This is a genomic window from Microvirga sp. GN3 (assembly GCF_055792825.1).
This window is the reverse complement of sequence record NZ_JBVVAK010000028.1, coordinates 45,895-61,219: the sequence shown is the minus strand read 5'-3', so window position 1 is coordinate 61,219 and position 15,325 is coordinate 45,895. Positions and strand designations below refer to the sequence as shown.

The following is a 15,325-nucleotide window of genomic DNA, read 5'->3' as shown; positions in this document are numbered from 1 at the left end:
TATTTCATACACGATTTTCAGATGATTGATGGACAACCGGAGAGCACCATGCCTGACACAAAGAAACTAGCGCGCGTCCTGGTCTCATCATCACCCGATGGCGACCCCCAGCTCATCATCGAGTTGGATGACGGCTCCAGGCTCGCCGTAACAGCAAGCTTCGAACAGATTGAAGATATGGCAGATGCTTTGGATGAGATCCTAGACGCCGCTGGGCCCGGCGAGGAAGACGATACAGAGCGATTGCCAGCCTTTGTGCGAAGGAGCAGTCCCGCTCCTCGTTGATGTCAGCAGGATAGCGCCACGTGGCATATGTCGCGGTGTCATGAATCGACGATGAGACGTGGCAAGCCGGAGAGAGAAACAGATGCGTAAGGGATTGTTTGAAGAATGCGAGGGACCAATTCGAGGTCTGCGTCTACCACTCAACGCCTGGAACGCGCTGGATCGAGAGAACATTACGACGCTTGCACAGCTCGTCGCCATTGCGGACCGGGTTGAGCGGCTGCCAGGCATTGGATCAAAGACGGCTCTCGCGATCAGAGACGAGCTTGCTCGTATTGCACTCCTTGATGCCCGGTCTTCCTGATACTTGTCAGCTTCGTGCAATCTCTTCCTGCCATCAAGTTCATCCGGGAGCTTCGTTGTAAGTCCTTTCTACCGAGATCCTTTTAATCTAAGAGTCTGACTCAAAATGCGGCTATCCGCTGCCACCGAGGTGTCTTCCTGGCGCTCCCCGCACCTGAAACGGTGAAAATCTGTCCCGTTTGGGCCTGATTAAGCTTCCTATTCCTGCCAGGATGCAGCCACAGGATGCGTTCCGGGAGTTTTCAGTCAGCCTCTAAAGCCAGCCAACCATCAAAACTGCAACAAAAAATAATAATCCAGCTCTTAGGATTGAAATCTTTGGACAAATAAAATCTTAAATAGTTTCTCCCGTCACACGAAATTACTGTTGCGCTTTGATAATGATATATTTGCGACTGTTATGAGCGTATACTTAAATTAAATTAGGAGATAATTATGGCCCACAGAATACGGTCTTATATTTCTTTCGAGAACGAAGCGGTCTTTGTTACGGCTCTGGTCTTCCTGTTTTGCGGGGGCGTGATCCTGGGGTTCATGTAATGCTCTCCCAGGCTTTGATAGCACTCCTCCTAATGGCTGGCATTCTCGCCATTTGCACGCTCACAATCCGCTTCTAATAAAGCAGATTGTGAGCTGATGTGACCCAAAGCAGCGATCGTTGCGTTGATCGGCACAGGGCGCGGGAGGCGAGTCATGCCCCAGCCCTATTTCGCTGATTTGAGCGAGCGCGGTCTGATCGCCTATAAGCAGGGTGAGGGAAGCCAGCTGCCATTGCCCGCTCCTTTCGTGTGTGTCCGGCCGCTGCCTGCAATCGGCTCGACTAAGGCGAACAATTAAGGCTGGCACTGCCCTAAGCCCCACCGCCGGGGGCCTTCCGGTCAGCTGGAATTCCGCGAACTGACAGACTGGTGGGTAGCTTCCGTCCCTCTGACCAGATGCCTTGGGTTCAAGCTCACGCCAGCACTACGCCATCAAGGACAGCGCCAAAGTGGCAAGCGGCTGCGGCCAGCACGAAGGCGTGCCAAATGGCGTTATGGAAACGCAGGCTCTCCCACAGATGGAAGATGACGCCCGTTGTGTACAGAACACCGCCGGCAACAAGCAGCCAAAGCGTCGAGTTGGGCAGAGCACGGAAGACAGACTCGTAAGCCATAATGCCGCTCCAGCCTGCAAGGAGGTAAAGAACAATCGAGAGGCGCTCAAAGCGTCGCGGAAAAACAAGCTTCAGAGCGATCCCCACAGCAGAGGTCATCCATACCCCAGTTATGAGAGCGATCGCCTCGAACCCCGTTTTCATCTGCGTAAAGAACGGTGTGTAGGTTCCTGCAATGAGGAGATAAATGGCCGAGTGGTCGAATCGGCGCAGGACCCATTTCACCGGAGTGACAGGCCATAGGTTGTAGAGAGCCGAGGTAACAAGGACCATCAGCAGGCCGCCGGCATAGATGAGGACAGACGCTAACTTCCATGGAGCGGCTGTCTGGGCTGCGATCACAAACAAGGCGATAACGCAGGAAAGCCCGAGCAGAACTCCCAGCCCATGGATGATACCATCCGCTAGAACTTCCCCCGCATCATATTCCCACTTCATTGACCCGTCCTCTTATATTGTCCGAACTTACCTACAGGGCTCCAGGACACACTTGTACATGTAGATGGATGCTCCCGAGCGACATACTTGAGCGTTCACTTGATCGCACGACAAGCTATCTGCCCCGCAGCCGTCTGGAGTGCGGCTTAGCCTGTCCAGGTCCTCCGGTGTCGGAATATCCATTCTGACTCTCGATGGTCTCGATCTTGGCGTCAACAAGGTCTGCCAGAACGCTGTCCGGGGTTAGAGCCCGCAAATCCATGGATGCCTGCTTGAGCTCAGTTAAAGTCGCTCGATCAAGCAACGTTCGCTCCGCAATGTGCAATGCGTCTATGTAGGACATAGTTAAACCTTTGATACTTGAGGGAACTGCTATTTGGGGATGTGAATAGGTCCTTCGAACGTCCGGCCGAGGTCATTTGAGGGCGCAAATGTCCTCCGGATCCCATCCCCAATGTTCAACGTCGGCAAGGAGACTAGGGGTAATATGCTCCTCTGAACGTCTTTGGGCATCTTGAGATATCTTATGCGTCGCTTGTCGGGGTTGGGAACTGCGCACACGTCTTCGATATTTCGTCTATCGGGGTGCGCTGCCCTTCGCTGATCCTAGCTCGGTGAGCAGGTTCATGCCATCCGGTCCATGCTCAATCCATTGGCGACGGCCGGCATAATCAAGGCCTGGGTCAAACGATTCACTCCGCTGTCCCAAGCTGAGGATCCACCAGTGCCGAAGCTTTTGGACAGGGACACCCTGCCCTTGGGTCTTGCCAAGCCCTCGTACAAGATGATGCACGATATGAAGAGCGACACTCTCGATAGAATCGGACCTCATGATAGGCGACCGGTGCGGGTTTGCAGGGGTCGACCCTGCATGAGGTCTTCAGGTGCATAGCCCAGAAGTTCGGCAAGGTGAAGACGAGCCCGGTTAACCCGGCTTTTGATCGTCCCAACTGGTATCCCGCAAGCCGTTGCGGCCTCTTCATATGAAAACCCGTGAGCTGCGACGAGAAGCAACGCCTGACGTTGGTCGGGAGCAAGTTTCGGTAATGCATTCTGCAGATCTTGAAGATTGAGCCCGTCCATCTGCCCTGGAGCTATGGCCAGCTGTGCGGCATAGGCTCCATCCGTATCGGCGACCTCATGACTACGCCTGCGGTGGTCGGTATAGAAGCCATTCCGCAGGATCGTGAAGAGCCACGCATTCAGGTTCGTGCCCGGCCGGAAGAGATCCCGCTTGCTCAAGGCCCGAAGCATGGTGTCTTGCACGAGATCGTCGGCTCGATCCGAGCTTTTCGTCAAGGAAATCGCGTACGCGCGTAGGATGGGTCCAGCCTCCACGATTCCATTCTGAAACTCCGATAGCTCCGCCTCTCTCTGAAGAGCTCGCAGGCAGTCGATTTTGACCGCCAAGGTCCTGAGCGGCTCCGGCACATGCCAAGGTCCCATCGCTTGATCGGCTAGGCGCAAGTGGAGACCTAAATGGTCTTGAATGTCGCGCTCCATAGTTGGCCGAGAGGGAGGTAACGTGGGAGTGTTAGGCAATGTGGAGAAAGAACTGTTGGACATTGTGCGCTCCGCTATGACAGGCGGGAGCACTCGATGTCTCTCGGCCGCCAGCGCCTAGGGCCCTATGCTAGCGGTACTAACAAAGGTGGGGTTATTTAGCTCTACTAACAAGGGGAAGAGTTGTCGAAAGCGAAACCCTGGCCGGTCGACACGAGAATGCCCGTGCATGACAGAGACGGCATTGACTATCCTTCCGCGGAGCATGAGCCTGAACTTCAGATCATTCGCGATCAGGGTTCTGATCCGGCGAGGGAATATCGCGGTCGCCATAGCCGCGCCGCCCGTTGAGTTTCACCTTTGGGAGTGGTGCGGGACGATCTTCGAGCATCCTCACGGCTTTCCATACGGAGTTCACAAGCCTTTGGGTAACATTGAGAGGGCTCTTGCTCATGGTTCGCTTCCTTGCTTGACCGCGAAGCCGTGCCGCAGCTAGCCGGCGGCTTGAAGGCCGAGAACGTCCGCGAACGCAACCGTCAGCACGGGTTGATTGACTCGGTTCGTAATCTCAACGTGCCAGCCTCGTCGGTCCTCGCCCTGCTGATCGCCTTCCACAATCATGTCGCGGGCTGTCGCGATGGCGACATTCCGAGCAGCCTGAAGGTCAGGGTACTTGTTTCCTTCGGGGTCTTCCATGAGGCTGCTCTCAGTCCGGATGTTGAAATAGTAGAGAGCTGTTTCCGCCTTGGGGCGCGCTGGAGGTGGCTCACTGAAGCGGTGGCCTGATCGGGGCGCACCACCCTCATCATCCCACCTTGTGAGATCGTCATGCTGGCTTGGCTTTTTCGGATCGTTGCAGTTTTGGCGAGCACGACGGTCTGGTGATGCCAAGATCGTCGCGGTTCGCATAGCAAGCTCGTTCAAGCGCATCGTCTGCCTGCCGAACTCCTCCTGCAACTGGGACTCCCAAACAATCTGGTCATAGGTGTGCTCATCGGTTCGGATTTGATACTGGGGTTCCCGGTTGCCGGCGGGCGGCAAGGCAACAATCTCGTAACCACTTAGCCAGACCCCAGCGGGCGAAGCGTCCTCGGCGTAGCTGACGTGCTGACCGACAGCGTAGCGATGCGTTCTCATGACAGGATCCTTTCCTGTACTCGGGCGAAGGCGGTGGTCCTGTTGATCTGTCACCGGGACCAGTCGCGCACGACAATCGGAACCGAGATGACGGCTTGACCGAACATCTTTCTGCTCCTCACCTAAAATCTAACGCTCCTGATAAGTTAATAGTCTTAATTCTTATAGAACCTGATGAACTACACCATAATCCCTCGTGTAAATTTTAGATACTTAAATCGGATTTATTTGAATTTTATTTACGGGATCCGATGTAAACGAGCCCATCTCCCCCATATAGAATTGAGATAGACTTTCGGCTTTGCACCTTTGCAATTGGCCAAGGCTGATATCGGAGAGCGATTGCGGAGGTTCCCAATGTGTTTGAACAGCCGCTTCATGTTTGATCTTCAGCATTATCAAGCCCGCGACGGTCCGGGACTGACTCTTCACGCACTGCCGATGATGCAGGCCAGATGGGATCGGTTCACGATGGTCGAGATGATCGGGGTCCGAACCACGTCGGAACTCATCGAAAAGGTTGAAGAGAGCTACGGCCTCTCCCACGAGCAGGCAGCCAGAGATGTCGAGTTCTGGGCCCTGGATAAGCAGTGTTGAGCCGGTCGCTGCACGTCGAGACCAGCCTGACCGGTGGAGGCGATGCTGGTTGGCTATAGCGACGGCAATAGCAATGAGACTGTAACCCGCAAGATCGGGTATCGCGGCGATGCCATGCGTCTGTGGGGCGGCCTGACGACCCTGGACCTGTCGCAGGTCAAGAACGAGGAACACCCGATCTTTCTTGTGAAGGTCCGCAATAGCCTGCCCTACACGCCTGCCAAGGCTGACCTTGAAGGCTGAATGGCAGGCAAGCAGTTCTACCCCCTTGTTGGATCTGGATGAGATGTCAGCGCCTTCCAGTCCGGACTGACAATCAGTGGAGAGAAGTTGATGGCAACCGAGTTTTACGTTGTCCGACATCACGGTGCCTGGCGCATCCGGGTCAATGGCAAACACCATGGGGACTATGAATCTCGCCTTTTGGCCATCAACGCCGCAGTGACGGAAGCCCAGGCCGCCGGGCCAGGGGCCAAGGTCTTCAGCACAGGAATTGTCAGTCAGTTCAGCCAGGAGTGGCAGTCGAGAGATGGTCCCAACTCACTCCTGCCCGATCATTAAGGACATGATCTTACAGGAGACGCGCATGAGTGAGCGGATGGGCCGTCTATGCGACGAGCTACGGATCAAACTTCACGGGATGGATCGCCGCCTTGAGGCGCTGAAATCGAACGGCACAGCGACCTTCGACCAATCTCAGGAAGTCCTTGAAAGCCAACTCGACCGGGTCGAGCAGCGCATCTACGACAACCGCGTGACCGTTGAAGCCGCCAACGTCAGGGTCAAGACGTGGCTCGCAGAGAAAAAGGCTGGCTCTGGTGCAGGCAAGGATCTTTGGACAGAACGCCAGAAGGCGCATTTGATGGAAGTCCGCGCCCATGATGCGGAGGAGTATGCCATTGCGGTCTTTGAGCTTGCGGCCGCAGCCGCGGATGAAGCCACTCTGGCGGTCTTGCAGGCGCTCCTCGCGCGAAACGATGCCGATGCGGCGGCTCTGCCGGATGCGGAGGCACGCAGCCCATGAGTTCCCAGCTCCAGGAATGCTCCGGCTATCTGGTGGCATTCCAAGTGGCTGCGCCGCTGGGAGAGTCGAGTGGAATATGAAATCGTCGCCAAGGGACAGGCGGCATGGATGGCCTATCGACTCCTCTGGCAAGGTGGTGCATCTGCAATGTTTATCATTGAGTTCTTTCGGGTCCGGGACACGGACCAGGCCCATGCCACTCTCGGCCGGGTTGAACATGACACCCTCGATCTGGAGGACGCGAAAGTAAGAGCGCGGTCGCTCTTCGAGACCTTGGACATGCCGCAAAAGCCGGATGCCCTGCGAGTGGTCGATGAGCGTGGTGAAGAGGTGTTTGTCTGGAGTCCAGAGGGCCACAGGACCTGAGAGTGCAACAGCCTCTCCTCGCCTATTGTCCGCGTCAACGGGGCTCAATGGAGAATGGTTATGGCCAATGTTCACTACAGGATTGTCGAACACGAGGGCGGATGGGCGTACAAAGTCGGAGACGTGTTCTCGGAACGCTACCCCGCCCATGACGAAGCACGCCAGGCTGCCGAGCGGGCGGCTGCTGGACAGAGGCTGCCGGGCGCGACTGAAGACATCGAGTACCAGGACGAAGCCGGAGACTGGCACGAAGAGATCTCTCTGGGAAAGGACCGGCCGGAGACCGACGTGACCGGATGAGCGGCTGGCCGCCGGTCTCGGCATGTCTGCTTGAGACAAGGTGCACTTGGCTTTTTATAGGTTAACAAGGCTGGGTCGGAAGGCCCCGATCAGAACTCACTTTTCCCCGCCAAGTAATGGGCCAGCTCCCGAACCAAGCTCCATAAGCACAGGATCAGGGAATGCGGGAGTCACGTTGCCGGCTCTCGGAGCCGCAGGCGCCTTCCGCTGCCGCGATTGTTCTGTACACCAGCCTTTTAACTCAGATCGGCCAAGGTCAGCTCCCGGTCAATTTGGTAAGTTCAGACATGCCAGATAAAGGTCTGCTCACGGCGCGATACCAGTCCTTCCTACGCTCACCATGGGCTATTCTACGATGGCAATTCCAGCGAGCTGGGAGTTCGCGGAGAGCAGTCCTTGAACGACTCAGTCTGTTGCTCGGCTCTCCAATTCGACTTGGCTCGGACCCGCGATCCGCTTCCGTCCTGACGTCTGGCTACCTATTGGCTACCTGGGAGGAAATGGCTCAAAGGGCAGATGCCGGTAACCCTTTGAAATGATTGGTGAGCGCGCTGGGGCTCGAACCCAGGACCCTCTGATTAAAGTCAGATGCCCCGCTCTACTCGCAATGGCTCCCTGTTGGGGCAGAAATGTTCCCTGTTAATGTGTAAGGGATTCGCCAACCTAAACCATTGAGATGCCCCTGCAAATTTACCTCTTAGACCGCACCAGATGTCCGAATTAGGCGAATTTCCCAGCACTTTCACCAAAAACAGGGAATGTAGCTTGGAGACAAGTTCGCAGCTGACTACGCTCACCACCAAGTCCCCCACCCTCATCCGTTCGTCACTGATAAAAAGTCCAGAGAAGGCTTTCGCTGAGTTCCTTCAGGGCCTCGACGGCTTCGGGCCGCTCGCGAGCGATGGCGGCAACGATGGCATCGGCGAGCGCGAAGGTCGCCGTCGGCGAATTCGGCAGCAGCCGGTTCCTTGCCGGGGCGAAGAAGGTCATGTCGGCGATGGGCACAAGCGGCGAACTTGGCGCATCCGTCAATGCCAGCACCGTTGCCCCGCGATTTTTGGCAAGTTTCGCCAGATCGACGGTGCCGCGCGAATAGCGCGGGAGAGAAATGGCCAGGACAAGATCGTCGGCCCCGACCGTCATCAGGTGCCGGATCGCTTTCTCGGGCCCGCCGCGTGACGACGCGAAAATCACGTTCGCATCGAGATAGAGCGTCAATCCCTCCTCGAGATGAGCCGCCACATGGTGGCTCGCTCCGGACCCGACGATGAAGATCCGGCGGGCGCGCAACAGGGCGTCCATGGCCCGGGAACAGGTCTCCTCGTCGATCGCCGCGAGGGTCTCGTCCAAATTGGCCGCCTGATCCTTGATGGCCGTGACGAAGGTCGAGAATGCGGAGCTTTTCGTGCTGTGGGCATCGGCCAGGCTGTCGACGGGAGCCATGGCGAGCCGGAGCGCCGCGGAGAGTGCCGCCCGGAACTCGCCGTAACCGCCGTAACCGAGAGCGCGAACGAACCGGGTCACCGTCGCGGTGGAAGCGCCGCAACGCTCGGCGAATCCCTCGATCGTCATCGTCGCCGTCTCAAGCGGGTTTTGCAGTACGAAATCCGCCGCACGCCTGTGGGCACCGCTGAGCGAGGGATAAACGTGCGCAATCCGGTTGGCCAGATCCGTCGTCGGCTTCAGGACTTGCGACATGTGCGCTCCCTGCTGATTGACGTCAGAAAATTTTCATGATTTCTAATTCGCGAAAATAAATCTGTCAAAAAGGCAGTAACAAGGGAACCGGAGAGAAATCCAATGCGCAATCCTGTCATATTCGCCTTAGTCGCCGGCACGTGCCTGCTCAACGCTCCTGCCTGGGCTCAGTCCCTCAAGATCGCCCTCAGCTCGGAGCCGACCGCAATCGACCCACACTATCACGATCTGTCGCCGAACAATGCCTTGGCTGCGCATATCTTCGACAGTCTGACCAAGCAGGACGAGAAGCAGAAGGTCCTGCCCAGCCTTGCGACGTCCTGGGAGAACGACGGCAAGAATCGTTGGACTTTCAAGCTCCGCCAAGGAGTGACGTTCTCCAACGGCAAGCCTTTCACCGCCGACGACGTGATCTTCAGTTTCTGCCGGACCCTGAAGAACGAGACGGCGATTGCAGGCTCCTTCGCCGACATCACGGGCAACACTTCACGGCTGTCGAGGCGCCTGATCCGCATACCCTCGTCATCACCACGAAGGCGCCGGATCCGCTTTTGCCGAGTTTCCTGTCCAGCATCGCCATCCTGAGCTCATCCATCATCCCGCATGACAAGCTGAGCTTCGATCCCGCCAAGAACTGCGGCGTCACCGGACCATGGCCGGTCGTCGGTGACTTCAACGACGGCAAACTCGCCATCGGCACCGGACCCTACAAGTTCAAGAGCTACACCAAGGGGACGAGCGTCGAGCTCGAGCGCAACGACAAGTACTGGGGCCCGGCGGAGCCTTGGGCCAACGTGACCTTCGTGCCGGTGCCCAATGCCGGTCCGCGCCTGGCGGGCCTGCTCGCCGGCGATTACGACGTGATCGAGAACCCGGCCGCGCGCGACGTGGCCCGCATCAAGGACGACAAGCGCTTCGGCCACGTGGTCACGCCGTCGACCCGCGTGATCTACTTTCAGCTCGATGTGGAGCGTGAGCCGAGCCCGTTCGTGAAGGCCGAGAACGGCAAGAACCCGCTGAAGGATCCGCGCGTGCGCAAGGCGATGTCGCTCGCCATCGATCGTGACGCCATCATCAAGCGCATCATGGACGGCGCCGCCGAGCCGGCCTACCAGTTCCTGCCCAACGGCATGTTCGGCGCGCTGGAGAATCCGCCGAAGCTCGCCTACGATCCGGCCGCGGCGAAGAAGCTCCTGGCGGAAGCGGGCTATCCCAACGGCTTCCAGCTCACGCTCTCGACGACCAACGACCGCTACATCAACGACAGCCAGATCACGCAGGCCGTCGCACAATACCTGACCCAGGTCGGCATCCGCTCCGACGTGGACGCGATGGCCCGCGCCATCTACTTCCCGCGCCGCTCCAAGAAGGAGTTCAGCGTGGCGATCGGCGGCTGGGGCTCCACGAGCGGCGAGGCTTCGTCCTTCCTGCGCCAGTGGCCCGCGACGCCGGACGAGGCGAAGACCATCGGCGGCTCGAACTATGGTGGCTACAACGATCCGGAATTCGACAAGCTGATCCGCACGGCCATCGTCACCCTCGACGACGGCGAGCGGGCGGAGCTTCTCAAGCAGGCGGGAACGAAGGCCATCGAAGGCGGCGCGTTCATCCCGCTGCATTTCGAGAGCACGATCTGGGCCTACAAGGCGAACCTGAAATATGTCGGCCGCGCGGATCAGTTCACGATGGCCATGCAGGTCAAGCCCGCGAAGTAAGCAAGCAATCAGCGAAACCGCGAGCAGATCGGAACGTTTGACATGACGGCCTACATCTTGCAGCGCCTGATCCAGAGCATCCTGGTTCTGCTCGCGGTCTCGGTCGTGGTTTTCCTTGCCGTCTACGGCATTGGAGACCCGATTGAACTCCTGGTTCCTCCGCAGGTCAGCGCCGCCGAACGCGCGGCGATGATCCGACGCCTCGGACTCGATCTGCCCGTCTGGCAACAATATTTTGGATTCCTGGGCAATGCCCTGAAGGGTAATCTCGGGCGCTCCTTCGTCCACGGCGTTCCGGCTGTCGATCTGATCCTGGCGCGATTGCCGGCCACCTTCGAACTCGTCCTTCTGGCCATGAGCCTTGCGGCCGTCGTCGGCATTCCGCTCGGTCTCCTCGCCGGCCTCAACCCCGAGAGCCGCCCGAGCCGCGCGATCATGGCCGGGACGATCCTCGGCTTTTCCCTTCCGAGCTTCTGGAAGGGCATGATGCTCATCCTGCTCTTCAGCGTTTTCCTCGGCTGGCTGCCGACGGCGGGGCGGGGCGAAACGGTTTCCATTCTCGGCATTCAGACGAGCCTGCTGACGCTTAACGGCCTGAAGCATCTCGCCCTGCCCGCGCTCAACCTCGCCATTCCGAACATGGCCCTGATGATCCGCCTCGTCGCGGCGGGAACGACGGAAGCGATGATGCAGGACTACGTCAAATATGCCCGCGCCAAGGGCGTGCGCGGCAAGCGCATCGTCGGGCGGCACGTTCTGCGCAACATCCTGATCCCTGTCGTGACGGTGGCCGGCATGGAATTCGGCAGCCTCGTCGCCTTCTCGACGATCACCGAGACCGTGTTCGCCTGGCCGGGCATGGGCAAGCTTCTCATCGATAGCATCTATCACCTCGACCGCCCTGTCGTCGTCGCCTACGTCATGCTCGCAACCTTGCTTTTCGTCGCCGTGAACTTCCTCGTCGACATTCTCTACGCGGCACTCGATCCGCGCGTGAAGCTGACGGGAGAAATGGCATGAACCTGTCGAACCCGATGGCGGCAACCGTGGCGGCCGATGCCGATACCACATTGCGCAAGAAGGTCCTGCGCCGGATCAGGAGCCGCCCCACGACACGCGGTGCTGTCGTCCTCTTGGGGTTTCTTCTGCTTCTCGCAGTTCTTGCCCCGTTCATCGCTCCCCAGAATCCGCATGACCTCGCATCGCTGAGCGTGATGGACAATCGCCTTGAACCCGGCTCTCAGGGAATGACCGGCATCACTTACTGGCTCGGCACCGACGCGCAGGGCCGCGACATGCTCAGCGCCATCCTGTACGGACTTCGGACCAGCCTGCTGGTCGGCCTGACATCCACAGCCGGCGCGCTCGCCATCGGCATCTTCGCGGGGCTCGTCGCGGCACAATTCGGCGGCGCCATCGATGCCACGATCATGCGCGTCGTCGATTTCATGCTCGGCTTCCCCTCGATCCTGATCGCCCTCGTGCTGCTCGCCTCCATCGGGCGCGGTGTCGACAAGGTGATCATTGCGATCATTCTGGTGCAATGGGCTCAGTATGCACGGTTGATGCGCGCGGCGGCGCTCGTCGAGCGGCGCAAGGAATACATCGAGGCCGCCGTCAATTTCGGCCTGCCGATGCGCCATATCATGCTGGCGCATCTGCTCCCGAACTCCATCGGCTCCGTGCTCGTCGTGTCGACGATCAGCATCGCGGGCGCGATCACCCTGGAGGCGACCCTCTCTTTCCTCGGTGTCGGCGTTCCGGTGACGCAGCCCTCGTTGGGCCTGCTGATCGCCAATGGGTTTGAGTTCCTGCTCTCGGGAGAATATTGGATCGCCGCCTTCCCGGGCATCGCTCTTGTGCTGCTGATCATGTCGCTCAATCTCGTTGGCGAACGCCTGCGCCGCAGCTTCAACGTGAGGGGCTCATGACGTCGCCGCTGCTCGAAGTTCGCGGGCTGAAGACCGTGTTTCACGATCTCGCGGGCGCTTGGCCCGCCGTCAATGGCGTCGATCTCGTCGTGCAGCCTGGCGAAATCGTGGGTCTCGTCGGCGAGTCCGGTTCCGGCAAATCGGTGACCGGATTCTCGCTTGTCCAGCTGATCGATCCTCCGGGCGAGATCGTTTCCGGCGACGTGCTGTTCAAGGGAGAGGATTTGCGCCAGGCTTCCGAGGAGCGTCTGCGCCATCTGCGGGGCGACCGCATCGCGATGATCTTTCAGGATCCGCTGATGACCCTCAATCCGGTCCTCACCATCGGCGAGCAGATGTGCGAGGCCATCCTGGAGCATCGCCCCTGCAGCAGACAGGAGGCCCTGAAGGAAGCGTCGCGCGCCTTGTCGCGGGTCGGCATTTCCTCTCCGGATGCGCGCCTGAAGCAATATCCGCACGAGTTCTCGGGCGGCATGCGCCAGCGCGTGGCGATTGCAACCGCGCTCCTGAACGCGCCCGATCTGATCATCGCCGACGAGCCGACGACGGCACTCGACGTGACGATCCAGAGCCAGATCCTGTTCGAAGTTCAAAAGCTCAGCCGCGAGACCGGCACGGCGGTTCTCTGGATCACCCATGATCTCGCCGTCGTCGCCAAACTCGCCGACCGGGTCGCCGTCATGTATGCCGGGCGGATCGTCGAGACGGGAACCGTCGACGACGTTCTCGATCGTCCCCGCCATCCTTACACGATCGGCCTTCTCGGCTCCTCCGCCACGACGGTCGCTCCCGGCGAGCGGCTGAAGCAGATCAATGGAGCTGCGCCCAGCATCGACGCCCGCCCGAGCGGATGCCCGTTCCGGCCGCGGTGCGAGCGCGCTCTGCTCCTCTGCGGGGAGATCGCCCCATCGTCAGAGGTCATGGGCAACGGGCACAGCTATCGTTGCCACAACCCCGTGCCCGAGGGCCGCGCCCCATGACCGAACCCTTCTTCGAGCTGCGTGGCGTCAAGAAGCACTTCCACGGCAAGTCGACATTTGCGCAGCGCATCCTCGCCGCAACCGGAAGCGCTCCGCCGCCACCCGTTTTGAAAGCGGTCGATGGTGTCGATCTCAGTGTGAAAAAGGGAGAGGTCCTGGGCCTTGTCGGCGAATCCGGCTGCGGCAAGTCCACGCTTGCCCGAGTCGCGACAGGCATCACCAGGCCCAGCGCCGGAGACATCGTTTACGAGGGACGGCGCGTTGCCGAACTTCGCGGCAAGGAACGGCTCGATTATCTGCTCAAGATCCAGATGGTCTTTCAGGACCCCTACGCTTCGCTCAATCCACGCATGCAGGTCCGCAGCATCATCGGAGAGGCCCTGCGGGTTCATGGCCTGCTGCCGAAGAACGAGATCGACGCGGCGGTCGACAGGTCTCTGACCGAAGTCGGCCTCGACCTCGCCTACAAGAATCGTTACCCGCACCAGTTCTCCGGGGGACAGCGCCAGCGCATCGGCATTGCCCGCGCGCTTGCGGTGAAACCCGACTTTCTGGTTTGCGACGAGCCAGTCTCCGCACTCGACGTCTCAATCCAGGCACAGGTCATCAACCTGTTCATGGATATTCGCGAGAAGCACGGGCTGACCTATCTGTTCGTCAGCCACGACCTTGGAGTCGTCCGGCATATCAGCGACCGCGTCGCGATCATGTATCTCGGGCGCATCGTCGAGAGCGGGCCGGCCTCCGCCGTCTTCGCCGAGCCGGCTCATCCCTACAGCGCGGCACTCATTGCAGCGAGCCCCTCGACGGAACGGCGCAAGCGCGCGTTCCAGCCGCTCAAAGGCGAGCTGCCCTCCCCTCTGGCGCCGCCCAGCGGCTGCCCGTTCCACCCCCGCTGCGAGCACGCCATGGCGAAATGCCGTGAAGTCCGCCCGGTCCTGAAAGAGATCGCTCCCGGGCGCAGCGCAGCCTGTCATTTACACTATTCGGACAACGCATGACGACGACTACGCTTAACCCTGAAATCGGACGCAGCACGCTTCCCTTCACCGATCCGCATCACCCCGACAGGCCGCTTGAGATCAACTTTTTTCGCCCGGCCGATCATGGTCCTGACGATCCGGTCGTCATCGTACAGCACGGCATGCTCCGCAACGGCGACGAATATCGGGACTTCTGGATTCCCGCCGCGGAAAAGCACCGTATCCTGATCGCAGCACCGACCTTTTCCGACACGCGCTTTCCCGGCCCGGAATCGTACAATAACGGCCTGGTCGTCGAGAACGGCGGAAGCCTGCGTCCTTTCGAGAAATGGCTCTATGCCATCCCGGCCCGCGTCTTTGCTGCCCTGCGGAAGAGCGGCGTGACGCGTCGCTCGAGGGCACGGCTCTTCGGTCATTCGGCCGGCGGACAATTCGCACACCGGATGCTCGCGACCCAGGATCATGGATCCTTCGAGGCCGTCATCGCAGGAAATCCAGGCTGGTACACCCTGCCGACGCTGGAACGCGACTTCCCGGAAGGACTCGGCAGCCTCAGCCTCGACAAGGCCAGTCTCGCGCGCTGGTTCGCTTATCCGATGCACATCTTCGCAGGCGATCAGGATATCAGTACCGACGATCCCAACCTGCCGGCCCAGGACGAAGCCCTGAGACAGGGACCGCATCGTTATGCGCGAGCGCAGTTCGTCTACAATTTTGCTCGTCGCGAAGCCGAACGTCTCGGACTTCCCTTCCATTGGAGGCTCATCCGCGTCGAAGGCGTGGGCCATGACGGTGCCGCCATGTCGCGTGCCGCTGCCGCCTATTGGTTCGAGGGACGCATTCCACCGGCTGAAGAACTGGTCACCGCAGAAGCGGGCGCTTTGTAAATCGACCTCGATTCAATAACCATCC

Annotated in this window: 21 protein-coding genes; 16 read left to right on the top strand and 5 right to left on the bottom strand. The window is 59.4% G+C overall.

Going from position 1 to position 15,325, the window contains the following annotated elements:
* The 3 genes from ACS5Q1_RS15560 to ACS5Q1_RS15550 form a co-directional block, all read left to right on the top strand.
* A partial coding sequence (locus tag ACS5Q1_RS15560) for a hypothetical protein (RefSeq protein WP_473099060.1) occupies positions 1–285 on the top strand: 285 nt, incomplete at its 5' end.
* Positions 286–367: 82 nt separating this feature from the next.
* Positions 368–589 (top strand): DNA-directed RNA polymerase subunit alpha C-terminal domain-containing protein, encoded by a 222-nt coding sequence (locus ACS5Q1_RS15555; RefSeq protein WP_473099059.1) that lies wholly within the window; start codon positions 368–370, stop codon positions 587–589.
* Between the two features lie 692 nt (positions 590–1,281).
* Positions 1,282–1,425: a hypothetical protein gene (locus tag ACS5Q1_RS15550; RefSeq protein ID WP_473099058.1), complete on the top strand. Its 144-nt coding sequence runs from the start codon at positions 1,282–1,284 to the stop codon at positions 1,423–1,425.
* 115 nt (positions 1,426–1,540) lie between these two features.
* On the opposite strand, the gene trhA is transcribed toward ACS5Q1_RS15550, so the two are convergent.
* The 4 genes from trhA to ACS5Q1_RS15530 form a co-directional block, all read right to left on the bottom strand.
* The gene (gene trhA / locus ACS5Q1_RS15545) at positions 1,541–2,179 is read right to left on the bottom strand and encodes a PAQR family membrane homeostasis protein TrhA (RefSeq protein WP_473099057.1); all 639 of its coding nucleotides are present in this window, start codon (positions 2,177–2,179) and stop codon (positions 1,541–1,543) included.
* Positions 2,180–3,007: 828 nt separating this feature from the next.
* Positions 3,008–3,625 (bottom strand): sigma-70 family RNA polymerase sigma factor, encoded by a 618-nt coding sequence (locus tag ACS5Q1_RS15540; RefSeq protein ID WP_473099056.1) that lies wholly within the window; start codon positions 3,623–3,625, stop codon positions 3,008–3,010.
* A gap of 340 nt (positions 3,626–3,965) precedes the next feature.
* Positions 3,966–4,136 carry a hypothetical protein gene (locus ACS5Q1_RS15535; RefSeq protein ID WP_473099055.1) on the bottom strand — a complete coding sequence of 57 codons (171 nt, stop codon included), beginning with the start codon at positions 4,134–4,136 and terminating at the stop codon, positions 3,966–3,968.
* 38 nt (positions 4,137–4,174) lie between these two features.
* Positions 4,175–4,819 carry a DUF6894 family protein gene (locus ACS5Q1_RS15530; RefSeq protein ID WP_473099054.1) on the bottom strand — a complete coding sequence of 215 codons (645 nt, stop codon included), beginning with the start codon at positions 4,817–4,819 and terminating at the stop codon, positions 4,175–4,177.
* Between the two features lie 357 nt (positions 4,820–5,176).
* On the opposite strand from ACS5Q1_RS15530, the gene ACS5Q1_RS15525 reads away from it, so the two are divergent.
* The 6 genes from ACS5Q1_RS15525 to ACS5Q1_RS15500 all read left to right on the top strand — a co-directional run bounded on the left by ACS5Q1_RS15525 (position 5,177) and on the right by ACS5Q1_RS15500 (position 7,106).
* Positions 5,177–5,416, top strand: a complete 240-nt coding sequence (locus ACS5Q1_RS15525) for a hypothetical protein (protein WP_473099053.1) — start codon at positions 5,177–5,179, stop codon at positions 5,414–5,416.
* A 42-nt stretch (positions 5,417–5,458) separates the two neighbouring features.
* Complete coding sequence (locus tag ACS5Q1_RS15520) at positions 5,459–5,659, top strand: hypothetical protein (RefSeq protein ID WP_473099052.1); 201 nt, start codon at positions 5,459–5,461, stop codon at positions 5,657–5,659.
* 90 nt (positions 5,660–5,749) lie between these two features.
* Positions 5,750–5,977, top strand: coding sequence for a hypothetical protein (locus ACS5Q1_RS15515; RefSeq protein ID WP_473099051.1), 228 nt, complete (start codon positions 5,750–5,752; stop codon positions 5,975–5,977).
* Between the two features lie 25 nt (positions 5,978–6,002).
* Positions 6,003–6,440, top strand: a complete 438-nt coding sequence (locus tag ACS5Q1_RS15510) for a hypothetical protein (protein WP_473099050.1) — start codon at positions 6,003–6,005, stop codon at positions 6,438–6,440.
* Positions 6,441–6,509: 69 nt separating this feature from the next.
* Entirely contained in the window at positions 6,510–6,806 is a 297-nt protein-coding gene (locus tag ACS5Q1_RS15505) for a hypothetical protein (RefSeq protein ID WP_473099049.1), read from the top strand.
* Between the two features lie 60 nt (positions 6,807–6,866).
* On the top strand, positions 6,867–7,106 hold the full coding sequence (locus ACS5Q1_RS15500; RefSeq protein ID WP_473099048.1) for a hypothetical protein: 240 nt from the start codon (positions 6,867–6,869) through the stop codon (positions 7,104–7,106).
* Between the two features lie 825 nt (positions 7,107–7,931).
* Here ACS5Q1_RS15500 and ACS5Q1_RS15495 read toward each other — a convergent pair.
* On the bottom strand, positions 7,932–8,804 hold the full coding sequence (locus ACS5Q1_RS15495; protein WP_473099047.1) for a MurR/RpiR family transcriptional regulator: 873 nt from the start codon (positions 8,802–8,804) through the stop codon (positions 7,932–7,934).
* A 102-nt stretch (positions 8,805–8,906) separates the two neighbouring features.
* Here ACS5Q1_RS15495 and ACS5Q1_RS15490 point away from each other — a divergent pair, with 102 nt between their 5' ends.
* From ACS5Q1_RS15490 to ACS5Q1_RS15460, 7 genes are read left to right on the top strand one after another with little or no spacing between them, the layout of a single operon-like run.
* Positions 8,907–9,389, top strand: a complete 483-nt coding sequence (locus ACS5Q1_RS15490) for an ABC transporter substrate-binding protein (RefSeq protein WP_473099046.1) — start codon at positions 8,907–8,909, stop codon at positions 9,387–9,389.
* On the top strand, positions 9,329–10,519 hold the full coding sequence (locus ACS5Q1_RS15485) for an ABC transporter substrate-binding protein (RefSeq protein WP_473099092.1): 1,191 nt from the start codon (positions 9,329–9,331) through the stop codon (positions 10,517–10,519). The genes ACS5Q1_RS15490 and ACS5Q1_RS15485 overlap by 61 nt, the downstream gene beginning before the upstream one ends.
* Before the next feature lie 42 nt (positions 10,520–10,561).
* Positions 10,562–11,539: an ABC transporter permease gene (locus tag ACS5Q1_RS15480; protein WP_473099044.1), complete on the top strand. Its 978-nt coding sequence runs from the start codon at positions 10,562–10,564 to the stop codon at positions 11,537–11,539.
* A complete protein-coding gene (locus tag ACS5Q1_RS15475) occupies positions 11,536–12,450 on the top strand; it encodes an ABC transporter permease (protein WP_473099043.1) in 915 nt (304 codons plus the stop codon). Before ACS5Q1_RS15480 ends, ACS5Q1_RS15475 begins: the two co-directional genes overlap by 4 nt.
* On the top strand, positions 12,447–13,430 hold the full coding sequence (locus ACS5Q1_RS15470; protein ID WP_473099042.1) for an ABC transporter ATP-binding protein: 984 nt from the start codon (positions 12,447–12,449) through the stop codon (positions 13,428–13,430). Before ACS5Q1_RS15475 ends, ACS5Q1_RS15470 begins: the two co-directional genes overlap by 4 nt.
* Positions 13,427–14,431 carry an ABC transporter ATP-binding protein gene (locus tag ACS5Q1_RS15465; protein WP_473099041.1) on the top strand — a complete coding sequence of 335 codons (1,005 nt, stop codon included), beginning with the start codon at positions 13,427–13,429 and terminating at the stop codon, positions 14,429–14,431. The genes ACS5Q1_RS15470 and ACS5Q1_RS15465 overlap by 4 nt, the downstream gene beginning before the upstream one ends.
* Positions 14,428–15,300 (top strand): alpha/beta hydrolase, encoded by an 873-nt coding sequence (locus tag ACS5Q1_RS15460; protein ID WP_473099040.1) that lies wholly within the window; start codon positions 14,428–14,430, stop codon positions 15,298–15,300. Before ACS5Q1_RS15465 ends, ACS5Q1_RS15460 begins: the two co-directional genes overlap by 4 nt.
* The last annotated feature ends 25 nt before the right edge of the window (positions 15,301–15,325 follow it).